We start from the raw sequence: 13,231 nt of genomic DNA, 5'->3' as shown, positions 1-13,231 counted from the left end.
TTGACGAATCAATCTTAACGATAAAGCGCTGTAATCGCAGGGAAAGAAAGGGATCGTATGGCAACGCTCAAGGATGTCGGCAAACTGGCAGGGGTCACGGCCACAACCGCATCCGCCGCGCTGCGCGGCAAGGATTACGTGCGCCCCGAAACCATCCAGCGCGTGCGCGAGGCCGCGAAGAAACTCGGGTATAAGACCAACCTGTCCGGTCGGTCCCTGCGCTCCGGCCGCAGCGACACGATCACGTTCCTCACGTCCGGTCTCGAAGGCGACTACTTCTCGCACCTGTCGATGTGCGTCGCCGACGAAGTCAACCGTCGCGGATCGCACATGCTCATCGAACTGTCGCGCTACCTGAACGGCAGCAATGACCTGTCGTACACGTTCTCGGACGGCATTATCGCGATCAACGCGCCGCGCGCACTCGACATCCTGCACGAGCATCCGTCCGTCATGCTCGAGAACTACGATACCGGCACCGGTATCGACACCGTGAACGCGCCGAGTGCGGAAGGCTCGCGCGCGGCCATCGAACATCTCGTCGCGCGCGGCTGCACGCGCATCGGCATCGTCGGCGACAACCGCGACCCCGGCAACCCGAACGTCATCCCCGGCTCGCGTGACCTGCGCATGCACTCTGCGAAAGCCGCGATCCTGGCCGCCGGACTGCCGTTCGACGAGGAGCGCGATTTCATCAAGTCGGCATGGTCGATCGACGGCGGCATCGAGACCGGCCATACGATCGCGCAGGCGTTGCGCGAGACCGGCTACGACGGACTGTACTGTCTGAACGATGGCATCGCGATCGGTGTGCTGCGCGGTCTGGCTGATGCTGGCGTGAAGGTGCCGGACGACGTGATGGTGATTGGCTTCGACGGCATCACCTCCGGCCAGTACACCGTGCCGTCGCTGACGACCGTCGCCACGGATTTCAAGGGGATGGCGAACACGGCCGTGTCGCTGCTCATGCGCCGCATCGAGCATCCCGACGAGGAGTATTTCCCGCAGACCGTGAACGTGGGATACAAGCTCATCGAGCGCGAGTCCACCGCACGGCGGTGAGGAGGGGCGATGCTGCTCCGTTCCTCCCGTCCTTTCCCTCTCCTCCAACGGACATACAGTCGAAAACGACTACGGAATCGGCTGTATGTCCGTTGAGATGAAAAACGTGCGGGGTATTTATCGGCATCAACGACAGAAAGCAACAATCTCAACGGACTTACAGCCGATTTCGTCCCCGATTTCGGCTGGTTGTCCGTTGGGTTGTGTGGCAACATGCCGTGTGGATGAATATTCGACCTATCGTGATAGGGTGACGGCATGGCAGTCAAAGGCAGACAGTGGAGCGAACTCGAACGGCTGACGGCGGAGTATTTCATGCAGTTGCGTGAGGACGCCGACGAAACGCCATCGTACCGACGCATCGGTGCGGGGACCGGCATGACGCATAGCCGCGTCATGGATATCCTACGGAAGAAGAACGGGACGCCGACGCTGTTGGAGTTCGTGACTTTGTGTCATTTCTTCGGAAAGGACGCTGCCGACGTGCTCCGGGAGTTGGAGCATGAGACCGATGATGATCGCAAGGAAGGAGATGATCACCATGACCACGACGACGGATCGGATGAACGGGACGACGGTGCCTGAAGGCGGTGAAGCCGCAGGGGCGGACGCCATCGAGACGAACATTGTGCTGTATCAGGATGATGGGCGTAACGTGCCGGTGCAGGTACGGTACGAAAACGAGACGTTTTGGTTGACGCAAAAGGCGATGGCCGAGCTGTTCGATGTCAATGTGCGTACGGTGAATGAGCACTTGAAGAATATATATTCCAGCCAAGAGCTGGAGGAATCGGCAACTATCCGGAATTTCCGGATAGTTCGACGGGAGGGCAATCGTACGGTCAATCGAGAAGTGGCGTTCTACAATCTCGACGCCATCATCGCGGTCGGATACCGTGTCAATAGCATGAAGGCGACCCGCTTTCGTCAGTGGGCGACGAAAACTCTGCGCGAGTACATCATCAAGGGATTCGTGCTCAATGATGACATGCTCAGGAACGGTCGTCCGTTCGGCAAAGACTATTTCGATGAGCTACTGCGCCGTATCCGCGACATTCGCGCCAGCGAACGGCGGTTCTATCAGAAGATCACGGATCTCTTCCAGGACATTAGCGTGGATTACGATCCGAAAAGCCAGGCGGCGCGCGATTTCTTCGCTAACGTGCAGAATCGGTTCCATTACGCCGTCAGCGGCCATACCGCGGCGGAGATCATCAACGAGCGCGCCGATGCCGGCAAGCCGAATATGGGATTGACGACATGGAAAGGATCGCCGGAAGGACGCATCCACTCGTCGGATGTGACGGTAGCCAAGAACTATCTCAGCGAGGACGAGCTCAGCCATCTCAACCAGTTGGTCTCGGGCTTTCTGGATGCCGCCGAACTGCGGGTGCGCAACCATCAGACCACCACGATGGCCGAATGCGTGGAGCTGTGCAACCAGTACATCATGTTTACCGGCGGGGCGACGTTGCAGGGCAAAGGCACGGTGAGCAAGAAGCAGGCCGACGCGAAGGCCGTTGCGGAATTCCGTAGGTTCAACGACACGCAGGAGTCTGATTTCGACCGGTTCGTGGCGGAAGTGGCCAATCGACGTTGAGGTGCGGCCGTCGACAGTCGGCAAGTTTATTCACACTCTGCATACGGTCCTCTCTCCGCCCTAACGGACATACAGTCGAAAACGCCTGCGAAATCGGCTGGTTGTCCGTTAGGGAAGAGTGCGGGGCGTTTGCTGGCATCGACGGCAGACGAGACAACGACCTTAACGGACATACAGCCGATTCCACTCTTGAAATCGGCTGTATGCCCGTTAAGGGGATGGGGGTGTGAGCGTGGCTCCCTTCGCTGCGGGGAACTCTGGACTGGCCGGGCTGCTCCCCTCAGTCTCACTGCGTTCGACAGCTCCCCTCGGAGAGGGGAGCTGGGCGGGAAAAGGAAAGCCTTCCGCTGGGAGAGCGGAAGGCTTGCTGTGCTGCGGTTGTTCTGCGTGCGCTTCGCTATAACGCAGAACAACCGCTACGTTTGCGTGTTGGGAAGCCCACTGGGCTTCCCAACCGGTGTATCGCAACGCGAGTTGCGATACACCGACGCAAACGTCAGCCCGTGTTCTGGAGGCCGGCGGCGACGCCCGAAACGGTGCAGAGGATGAGGTAGATGAAGCCGGCCTGCTGGCTCTGGCTGAGCTCTTCCTTGTCCACCTTCTTACGCAGTGAACGCAGCGCAAGCACCTGCGTGACGGACAGTGCGTCGACGTACGGGGAACGCACGCGGATCGCCTGGCCGAGCACGTGACGGTGCTGCAGCGGCCACTTGTCGTTGACGATCTTGAGCACCCACTTCGTGGTCAGCTCCATCTCGTCAAGCACCTTCTTCGACAGCTCGTCGTTGTCGCCGAGCGCGAGGTACATCTTCGCGATGCGCTCGTCGGTCTTGGCCAGCGACATCTCGATGTTGTCGATGAACGTCGAGAACAGAGGCCACTCCTCGTACGCCGCGCGCAGCGTCTCGAGATCGCCGAACTGCTCGCACGCGGTGCCCAGGCCGTACCACGCGGCCAGGTTGATGCGCGCCTGCGCCCACGAGAACACCCACGGGATCGTACGCAGATCGTCGAGCGACTTCGCACCCAGGCCGCGCTTGGCCGGACGCGAGCCAATCGGCAGCAGGCCGACCTCGGTCAGCGGCGTGACGGTCGAGAACCACGGCGCGAAGTCCGGGGTCTGCAGCAGGTCGAGGAAGCGGTTGTGCGCGGCCTCGTCCAGCTTCGCCGTCATGTCCGCGTACTTCGCGGTCATCTCGGTGTTCGTCTTCTCGACGCTCGGCGCGGACTGCAGCAGTGTCGCGGCGGCGACGGACTCGATGTGGCGCACGGCCAGGATCGGGTTGCCGTAACGGGCGAAGATCACCTCGCCCTGCTCGGTCAGCTTGAAGCGGCAGTTCACGGAACCCTTCGGCTGGGCCAGCACCGCGCGGTTCGCGGGGCCGCCGCCACGGCCAACGGCGCCGCCACGGCCGTGGAATAGCGTCAGGTCGATCTTGTGGCCCTCGGCCCACGCGACGATCCGCTGTTCGGCGGAGTGCAGCGCGAGGGTGGCGGTGGTCGGGCCGGCGTCCTTCGAGGAATCGGAGTAGCCGAGCATGACCTCCATCTTGTTGCCGGTGGCCTTCAGGCGAGCCTGCACTTCGGGGATCTTGACGATCTCCTCGAGCACGTCCACCGAATGCTCCAGATCCTCAAGCTGTTCGAACAGCGGGATCACGTCGATGGTCGGCACGTCCTCGGGGTGCGCGAACGCGAGACGGTTCAGCTCATACACGTCGCGCACGTTCTGCGCGGACTTCGTGAACGAGATGATGTAGCGGCGCGCGGCCTTGATGCCGTTGCGCTTCTGGATCGAGCCGAGCGCGCGGAATGTGTCGAGCACCTCGTGCGTCATCGGCTGCAGCGGGCCACGCTCGCCGTGCAGGCCGTGCTCGCGGATGTCCTCGAGCGCACGCGCGTGCACGACGGAATGCTGGCGGAACTCCATCTCGACCATGTGGAAGCCGAACGTCTCGGTCTGCCAGATCAGATCCTGCAGCGGACCGTAGGCGGAACGCTTCGCGCCGGCGTCGGCCAGCGAACGCTGGACGACCTTGAGGTCGGCGAGGAAGTCGTCGGATGAATGGTACATGAGATCGGCGTCGCGTTCGATCGTGTAGTGCAGACGATCGGCCATGACCAGCATGACGGCGCGGTGCATCTCCTTGGTGGAGATCAGCGCGGCCTTGTCGGTCAGACGCTCGCTCATCTCCTTCTGGTGGTTCCAGAGGTTGAGCAGTTCGGCGCTCGGCGGGGTGGTACCGGATTCCATCGTCAAGTTGCGGCCGACCGTGCGGGTGGCCTCCTCAAGCGCGGCGATCACGTGATCGGAGAACTTGCGGGCGACCTGACGGCTGACCTTCGCGGTGACGTTCGGGTTGCCGTCGCGGTCGGAGCCGATCCAGCTGCCCGGATGGAAGAACGCGGGGCACACCGGCTCGACGAGGCCGGCCTTGTCGCCAAGGACCCAGTCGTCAAAACGACGGTAGACGGCCGGAATCGTGTGGAACAGCGTGTTGTCGAAGATGTCGAGGATCGTATCGGCTTCCTCAACCGGGGTCGGCTTCTTGAGCGCGATCGGCGAAGTGCGGAACAGGGCGTCGATCTCGTTGTACAGACGACGGCTGTTCTCCTTGCGGTCGGAACCGCCGAGCGTGCGATGCTCCTCGAGCAGTTCGGCGATGCGGCGGATCTTGCCTTCGACAGCCTTGCGGCGGGCTTCGGTCGGATGCGCGGTGAACACCGGATGGAACTCGAGCTTTTCGAGCAGATCCTTCGCCTTGGCCGGACCCATCTCGTTGATGAGCTGGTGGTAGGCGGAGGTCATCTCGTTCACCGGATCGTACGCCTGATCGCCGGAGACCTCGTTCTCACGCTGGCGCAGCACGGAGACGCGATAGTTCTCCTCGCTCAGGTTCGCCAGATGGAAGTACGTGGTGAACGCGCGGGCGAGCAGCTGCGCGTCGTGCAGCGACATGTTGTCGATGGTCTCCACGGCCTTCTTGAGCCCGTCCTGATCGGGATTCGGGTCAAGCATGCCTTCGAAATGCTCGGCGCTGGCCTCCACGGCGTAATTGCGCACCGTGTCGAATGTGGAGAGAAGTTCGGGATCGAATTCGCCCAAAACGTCGCGCAGAATGCGCAGACACAGATCCATGTCGTATTTGAGCGACTCGGGAAGATCACGCTCTTCGGGGCCTTTGGTCCCCAGACCGGACGTCACGATCGTGGCGTCGGCGGGCGTGATCTGCTGATCATTAGTTGTCATCAGACCTCCTTTGCTGAACTCCCGGTTGTTCGGTCTGCCGACCATCCGCGGCTCCTCCACGGTTGTGTTAGTCGGTCGTTGCGAACCCAAAGCCGTTGGTTCAACGGTTGTGGGGCTATTGTATGACCGGGTTATCGACACTTTCGTTACGGGGTTCGGGTTGTGGGATGCGAACATGGGTTCGTGTTCGATTGCGCGAAGGCGGCTCATGGGGACAAGGTGTGAATATGAGATGCAACCATCCACGATATGGACTTAAATATGACCATCGTCGCACTCGCCCACGCCGCGCGGTAAACCTGAAAGCGTGAGTCAAGGGCATCAATACGAACGAGAGGACGGCGAAAGCAGCGCCGCCGCAGTACAGCATTTCCACACGCACTCCATCCCGCTCGACATGGAAGACATCGAACGCGACTGGGACAAACCCATCACCGAAGCGGGCATCGCCGCCAAGGCCAGCGTCATCGTACGCGTCGGCCTGCTCGACCTGTCGGCCGGCACCGGATCGTTCCGCGTGCGCGAGATGATGCACCGCATCGCCTACCCGCTCGGCGTGCACGTGCGCGCCGACGTCAACCTCACCGACATCGAAGCCGCCTGCACCGACGGCAAGGACCGCATCACCGAAGTCATCGACCTGCCGTCCACGGGCGTCAACACCGAACGCATCTGGCTGCTCGAACATTTTGCCGACTGGTTCAGCGTCAACCTCGGCGAGGACTCCATGTACCACAGCCGGCCCGAAGTGTCGAAGGGACTCATGCAGCACCTCGACACCAAGGACGCCTCGCAGGTCTCGGCCGAACTGGCCAAGCAGCTGCGCGAGGAGGAGAAGCACGACAAGGACGCGGATTCGGCGACTTCCACCGGCAGCGCCGTCGAGCCCGGGCAGGACGCCGTGCTTGACGCGCTCGAGGCCGCCAGCCGGCATGCCGATCCGGGCGAGCCGATCGCACAGCAGCTCGACGTGCACGAAACCGACTGGTCGCAGTCCGCGATGACCCAGTCGCTCGCCGCGCGGGCGGCCGTCGAACAGGCGGAAGAAGCCGAGGCGGCGCAGGCCGGCGCATCGGCCGAGGATTATCGGATTTCCGGCGACGCCCGTCCGGACATCGCCGAGTCAGTGGCATCGGCATCTCCGGTTCAGACGGCCAACCGGTCATCTGGCCAGCCGTCTGCGGAACACCGAACGATCAGCGACCACGTCAAGCATCGTCCGGCTCCGGACGGCGGCTTCATCCCATCCGCGCCCGACGCGCGCAGGCACGCGCACAAGCCGCCGAAGGGCGAATACGCCGAACACTTCGACCACGTCGGCAAGGAACGCGTCACCGGCCGCCCCGGCATCACCGTGCGGCAGGCCCACCAGCGGCTCGACATGATCGAACGGCGCAAACCGCTCTACTCCCCCGCCTTCGCCGGCCTCGCCTCCGCGATCGCCTGCGCATCCTTCGTGTTCCTGCTCGGCGGCGGCCCGTACGACATGGTCGGCGCGTTCGTCGGCGCCGGGCTCGGCCACTGGCTGCGCCGCGTCCTGTTCAAGCGGCATCTCAACCAGTTCTTCGTCACGTTCGTATGCGTGGCGGTTGCGGCGCTCGCGTGCACGGGCACGCTGCGACTCATCGGCCTGTTCGACCCGGTCGCGCTGCAGCACGACACTGCGTACATCGGCGCGATGCTGTTCGTCATCCCCGGATTCCCGCTCATCACGGGCGGGCTTGACATGGCCAAGATCGACTTCCCTTCCGGCGTGCAGCGCGTGACCTACGTGCTGTGCATCATCCTCATGGCCACTCTTGCCGGCTGGATGGTCGCCACGATCGTGCACCTCAACCCGCAGGGATTCGAGCCGCTCGGGCTCAATCCGTGGGTTAACATGCTGCTGCGCGCACTGTTCGCGTTCCTTGGTGTGTGGGGCTTCTCCGTGATGTTCAACTCGCCGCAGCGCATGTGCCTGACGGCCGCCGTGATCGGCATGATCACTGACACGCTGCGCCTCGAGATCGTGGACATGGGCGTGCCGGCCGAGGCGGGCGCGTTCATCGGCGCGTTCCTGGCCGGTATTTTGGCGACCGTGTGGCGTTCCTCGGTGCGCAAGGGGTGGCTGCCGCCGCATCTCGGCTATCCGCGCATCTGCCTGACCGTGCCGTCGATCGTCATCATGGTTCCGGGCCTGTATATGTACCGCGCGATGTGGTACCTCGGCAGCTTCCAGACGCTGAACGCGCTTGACTGGGCGTTCCGCGCGTTCATGGTCATCATTTGCCTGCCCATCGGTCTGGCGATGGCCCGCGTCATCACCGACAAATCCTGGCGCTACGACATCTGAGTCGTTAGGAGCCTCCGCCTTCTTGAAACTGAGAGGCGGATTGGGCTCCTTGCAGTGGTCTTTCTTCAAACTGAGAGGCAGGCATCCTTAGGATGCATCCCTTCTCCGACGATTTCGGGGGTATATTAAGGATGACATTCCGAAATGTCTGCCTCTCAGATTGAAGAAAGACTTCGATCAACCGTGAAATCTGCCTCTCAGTTTGCGAAAAGCCTAGCACGGTGTTCCCAAATTGGCTTGCGCTTCAGCCGGTGTCCGTCACATACCTGCTCGATCGCGAGCCGTGGTTCCAGCGGTACGGGGATCCGCAGCACCTTTTCCATGGCGGTGGCCACCCGCTGGCTCAGTTCCTCCTCGGCGCGTTCGTTACTCAGATCCACGAATGTAACTTTGAGGTACCGCCATCCCATTGCTTCGATCATGTCCCGGCGTTTGTCATCCCGCAACACCTGATCGCTACTGAACCGGTGATGATTGCCGTCATATTCGATGGCGATTTTCAGCGTCGGATATGCCATGTCGAGATACAACGACCGCGAGGTTCCTGCCACCGTGAGTTCGTAGTTGACATCAGGGGCCGGCAGCCCGTAGCGCATCAACGCAAGTCGGGTGCGTGTCTCCATCGACGAATCGGTGTTCTCGCGGATCACACGTAATGCCAACCGGCATCGGCGTATGCCCTCAAAACGATCAGCACCGGCGATGAATCGGACAAAATCATCGATTTCAGCGCGCTTGAGCCGTTTATCGCGGCGCATCATCGATTCGCCAAGCACGATCAACTCGTCCAATGGCAGCACCGCCGCATAATGCGCCCACGCGCAGACCGGCGTCACGCATTCGTAATGCCGCCCAACAACCTGTGTTTCAAGAGGACCAGTCCACGCTAGATATTTCACTCCGCGCACGTGGCATCGCCGCTGCAACGACGGGACGACGGCCCATGCCACGGAGTCCCGTTTCTCCATGCGTGGGGTTCTCGGTTTCTCAATGGATAGCAGTTCCAACGCCGTGGAACGGGTGTAGACCAGAGGCTGCCGGGTGCGGTTCTGCAACTCGGCGCACGCTTGCATGCGGAGGTTTTTCAGCTCGGTGAGCGCTTTCAGGGAGATCGATTCGTCGGTCATATTCCGACCGTAGGGGATCAACGTGTGCCGCGCCACCGGCCTCGGGAAAATTGTGGATATGTGGACAAATTCGGTAATTACCGCTCGTTCACTACCTCCGCGGTGATGAGTCCGTCGTCATCCATCGTGCCGATCGAGTCGAGATAATGGTCGAACTCGTACAGCACCTCGTCGCTCGGTGCGGCGGTGGCGAGCGATACCGCCATGATCGCGGCCAGCGACAGCACGAACGCGGGCAGCAGCTCGTAGATCGCGAACACCCCACCCAGCGGTTTGACGAACTCGTGCCAGATCAGCACGGTGGCCGTGCCCACCAGCATGCCTGCGATCGCGCCCGCGCGATTGGTGCGCCGCCAATACAGCGAGCACAGCATGAGCGGACCGAACGACGCGCCCAATCCGGCCCACGCATAGGACACGACTTGGAAGATCGAGGAATTCTGGTCATAGGCCACGATCACGCCGAATACAAACATGAGCACGAGCGTGGCCCGCGCCACCATCATCACCTGCCGGTCAGTCGCGCGTCGGTGCAGCACCCCACGGAAGATGTTCTCCGCCATCGCGGACGCGCCGATGATCATATAGGACGATGATGAACTCATCGACGCGGCGAAGATGCCTGACACCACCACGCCGCACAGGAAGCTCGGCAGCAGCGTCTGCGCGATCACGATGAACACGTTCTCCGCGGCGGCCTGAGTCGTGAATTCGGTCGGCATCATCGCGCGGCCCACCAGGCCAATGCATACACCGCACGCCAGCGACAGCACGCACCACGAGGTCGCGATGATGCGCGACTTGCGAATCTCTTCCACGCTGCGGATCGACAGGAACCGCACCAGCACCTGCGGCATGCCGAAATAGCCCAGTCCCCACGCCATCATGGACACGATGGTGATGATGCCGTAGTCGCGCGGCGCGGAGAACACGGCCTGACCGTCGCGGATAATCTGCTCGCCAAGGTCGTTGAGCGTCGGCACCGCGACCTCGGTGCCCGACAGGAAGCCCGGAATGGCGCGCAGGAACGCGACCGTATTGCCGATGCCACCCGCCGAGACGACCGAACCGACGAACACCACGGCCAGCGCGAAGAACATGAGCATGCCCTGGATGAAGTCGGTCACCACCACCGACAGGTAACCGCCGACGACGGTGTACACGAACACGACCATCGCGCCGAGGATCATCATGAGGTGGTAGTCGAAGCCGAACAGGGTGGCGAACAGCTTGCCGACCGTGACGAAGCAGCTGCCCACATATACGCAGAAGAACACGAGGATGATGAACGCGGCGAGCGTAGAAAGGATGTTTTCGCGGTCGTGGTAGCGTTTGGAGAAGAAGTCGGGGATGGTGATCGCGTCGCCGGCGACCACCGAGTAGCGGCGTAGACGGCGGGCGACGAGCTTCCAGTTGAGGTACGTGCCGACGGCGAGGCCGACCGCGGTCCACATCGGGTCGGCCGCGCCGGTGAAATAGGCGAGGCCGGGCAGACCCATGAGCAGCCAGCCGGACATGTCGGACGCTTCGGCGGACAAGGCGGTGAGCCACGGGCCGACGCCGCGGCCACCTGCGAAGTATTCCTGAGACGACGAGTTGGAGCGCTTGGAGAATGCGAATCCGACGGACAGCATCGCGGCGAAATAGATGCCCATTGCGAGCAAAATCCAGAAGTCGTTCAGTCCCATGTTCTTCCCGTTTCGTTCTCGGAACCCGACGTGCTGCCTGTCAATGCGAGTGCGGAAGTGCGGATGTAAAGAAGTGCGTGCACGATATCGGTTGGTGACAATGTACCGATTTGGGGCAGGCCTGTGCTTGTGCGTCTCGTACTGTGGTCTTGCGCGGTCGCGTTCTGTGTGACTGGCGTGTGCCGTAGGGCATGCGTGCGAGGGCTTTCCGCAAACTGAGAGGCAGATTTGCTGTTCCGCAGAGGTCTTTCTCCAAACTGAGAGGCAACCGTTCTGCAGGCAATGGGTGTCTATACCCCCGAAATGTCTCCAAAAGGGTCGTTAATCCGGTGGCAACTGCCTCTCAGTTTGGAGAAAGACCCCCGCACGTGCGCGAATCTGCCTCTTAGTTTGCAGAAAGCCTCGATATCTGTGCGCAAGGTATATCCGCAGGTTGCTTTCCGGGCTGGAAACACCATAAGAAAATGGTCCGGCCCCGGTTCCCCGGAGCCAGACCATTTACGATTGCGACGGTCGGCCGGCCAGTTGGCTCAGGCTCAGTACTTCATGCCCATGGCCTCGCGCACCTGCTCGAGGGTTTCCTCGGCGATGGCGTTCGCGCGCTGGTTGCCGTCATGCAGCACGTCGCGCACGTAGTCCATGTCCTTCGCCAGCTCGGCGCGGCGCTCGCGATGCGGCGCGAGGAACGCGTTCACGGATTCGATCACATACGCCTTGAGCGCGCCGGCGCCAGCCTCGCCGATCTCCTCGGCGATCTCCTTCGGGTCGCGCCCGGTCACCAGCCCCGCGGTGGTCAGCAGCGCGGACACCTGCGGGCGGGCGATCGGATCGAACGTGATGCGGCGCTCGGAATCGGTCGGGCTCTTCTTAATGAGCTTCGCGGTCGCCTCGGCGGTCGCGCCCAGCATGATCGAGTTGCCGTACGACTTGCTCATCTTGCGGCCGTCGAGGCCCGGGATCTCCGGTGCCTCCGACAGGATCGCGGCCGGCTCCGGGAACACCGGGTGCTTCTTCGCGTAGCGCTCGTTGAAGCGGCGCGCGATGGTGCGCGTGATCTCCACGTGCGGCAGGTTGTCCTTGCCGATCGGCACGACGTTCGCCTTGCAGAACAGGATGTCGCATGCCTGATGCACCGGGTAGGTCAACAGCAGACCGGTCAGCGCGTGGCCCGATGCCTCCATCTCGGACTTGACGGTCGGATTGCGGTGCAGCTCGGCCTCGGTGACGAGCGAGAGGAACGGCAGCATAAGCTGGTTTTCGGCCGGCACGGCGGAGTGCGTGAAGATCATGGTCTTCTTCGGGTCGATGCCCGCGGCCATGTAGTCGAGCACGAGGTTAAGCACGTTGTCCTGGATGTGCTCGGTGGTGTCGCGGTCGGTGATGACCTGATAGTCCGCGATGATGATGTTGGTGTTGACGCCGCGTTCCTGCATGGCGACGCGCTCGCGGATGGAGCCGAAGTAGTGGCCGAGGTGCAGGCGTCCGGTCGGTCGATCGCCGGTGAGCATGGTGAACTTGCCCGGGGCGGCCTCGAGCTTGGCGAGCGTTTCGTCCGAACGCTTCTTCGCCGCGAGGAAGCTCGCGCTCATTTCGTTGCCGGCAGCGGTCAGCTGCTGTTCCTGGGTTTCGTCCGTCATGATTCCCGCCTTTGCGCGTGTGAAGACACTGAAAAATATCGCTTTTATCGTAAAAGTCCGAGCCGACAAGCCCAACTGTGCAAACAAGTGGTACTCTCTTATGTGATGAATCGATACGTACAGTAATTTCAGGGGGTCACATGGGCCGCGGACGTCAGAAAGCCAAGCAGCAGAAAATAGCCCGAAAGCTCAAGTATTTGACCACCGATACTGATTACGACGAGCTCGCGAAGGAGCTGAGCGAACAGGAGCCCGGCGTGGGTTCTCCCGATCCGTTCGCTGACATCGAAGCCCAGTATGCTCACCATGCGGACGCTGATGTGGACGCTGCTGAGACTGCGGATGCGCCGGCCGCCGCGTCGGTTGACGATGATCTTGACGAGTACGCGAAGTGGGCCGCCGAGGCCGCCGCGAAGGCGTCGACCGGCGAGTTCCCGGCCGCGAACGCCAAGCCGGCCGCCGCGATGCCGAAGCCGCACAAGCCGATTCCCATGCCGATGCCGAGCGCGCTCAAGCCGAAGAAAGCCTGATCGTT

The 13,231-nt window shown here is 62.0% G+C and carries 9 protein-coding genes; 5 read left to right on the top strand and 4 right to left on the bottom strand.

The features are described 5' to 3' along the window. Positions 1-57 precede the first annotated feature (57 nt). The 3 genes from DSM100688_RS08690 (at position 58) to DSM100688_RS08680 (ending at position 2,662) form a co-directional block, all read left to right on the top strand. Positions 58-1,062, top strand: a complete 1,005-nt coding sequence (locus DSM100688_RS08690; protein WP_152358705.1) for a LacI family DNA-binding transcriptional regulator — start codon at positions 58-60, stop codon at positions 1,060-1,062. A gap of 258 nt (positions 1,063-1,320) precedes the next feature. Then, positions 1,321-1,647, top strand: a complete 327-nt coding sequence (locus tag DSM100688_RS08685; RefSeq protein WP_152358704.1) for a hypothetical protein — start codon at positions 1,321-1,323, stop codon at positions 1,645-1,647. Further along, positions 1,604-2,662 (top strand): virulence RhuM family protein, encoded by a 1,059-nt coding sequence (locus DSM100688_RS08680; RefSeq protein WP_239519420.1) that lies wholly within the window; start codon positions 1,604-1,606, stop codon positions 2,660-2,662. Before DSM100688_RS08685 ends, DSM100688_RS08680 begins: the two co-directional genes overlap by 44 nt. Positions 2,663-3,158: 496 nt before the next feature. Here DSM100688_RS08680 and DSM100688_RS08675 read toward each other — a convergent pair whose 3' ends face one another. After that, positions 3,159-5,912, bottom strand: coding sequence for a phosphoenolpyruvate carboxylase (locus DSM100688_RS08675; protein ID WP_152358703.1), 2,754 nt, complete (start codon positions 5,910-5,912; stop codon positions 3,159-3,161). Between the two features lie 307 nt (positions 5,913-6,219). Between DSM100688_RS08675 and DSM100688_RS08670 the strand changes: the two genes are divergently transcribed. Beyond that, entirely contained in the window at positions 6,220-8,244 is a 2,025-nt protein-coding gene (locus tag DSM100688_RS08670; protein WP_240811854.1) for a threonine/serine exporter family protein, read from the top strand. Between the two features lie 197 nt (positions 8,245-8,441). Here the strand turns inward: DSM100688_RS08670 and DSM100688_RS08665 are convergent, their stop codons facing one another. The 3 genes from DSM100688_RS08665 to trpS all read right to left on the bottom strand — a co-directional run bounded on the left by DSM100688_RS08665 (position 8,442) and on the right by trpS (position 12,696). Next, positions 8,442-9,371 carry a hypothetical protein gene (locus DSM100688_RS08665; protein WP_152358702.1) on the bottom strand — a complete coding sequence of 310 codons (930 nt, stop codon included), beginning with the start codon at positions 9,369-9,371 and terminating at the stop codon, positions 8,442-8,444. 77 nt (positions 9,372-9,448) lie between these two features. Beyond that, positions 9,449-11,059 carry a sodium/proline symporter gene (locus tag DSM100688_RS08660; protein ID WP_152358701.1) on the bottom strand — a complete coding sequence of 537 codons (1,611 nt, stop codon included), beginning with the start codon at positions 11,057-11,059 and terminating at the stop codon, positions 9,449-9,451. Positions 11,060-11,595: 536 nt separating this feature from the next. After that, entirely contained in the window at positions 11,596-12,696 is a 1,101-nt protein-coding gene (trpS, locus tag DSM100688_RS08655) for a tryptophan--tRNA ligase (protein ID WP_152358700.1), read from the bottom strand. Positions 12,697-12,836: 140 nt separating this feature from the next. Between trpS and DSM100688_RS08650 the strand changes: the two genes are divergently transcribed. Next, positions 12,837-13,226: a DUF3073 domain-containing protein gene (locus DSM100688_RS08650; RefSeq protein ID WP_152358699.1), complete on the top strand. Its 390-nt coding sequence runs from the start codon at positions 12,837-12,839 to the stop codon at positions 13,224-13,226. The last annotated feature ends 5 nt before the right edge of the window (positions 13,227-13,231 follow it).

The organism is Bifidobacterium ramosum, from assembly GCF_009299505.1.
GTDB classification, from domain to species: domain Bacteria; phylum Actinomycetota; class Actinomycetes; order Actinomycetales; family Bifidobacteriaceae; genus Bifidobacterium; species Bifidobacterium ramosum.
The sequence above is the reverse complement of the archived record's forward strand: the minus strand, read 5'-3'. Positions and strand labels throughout refer to the sequence as shown.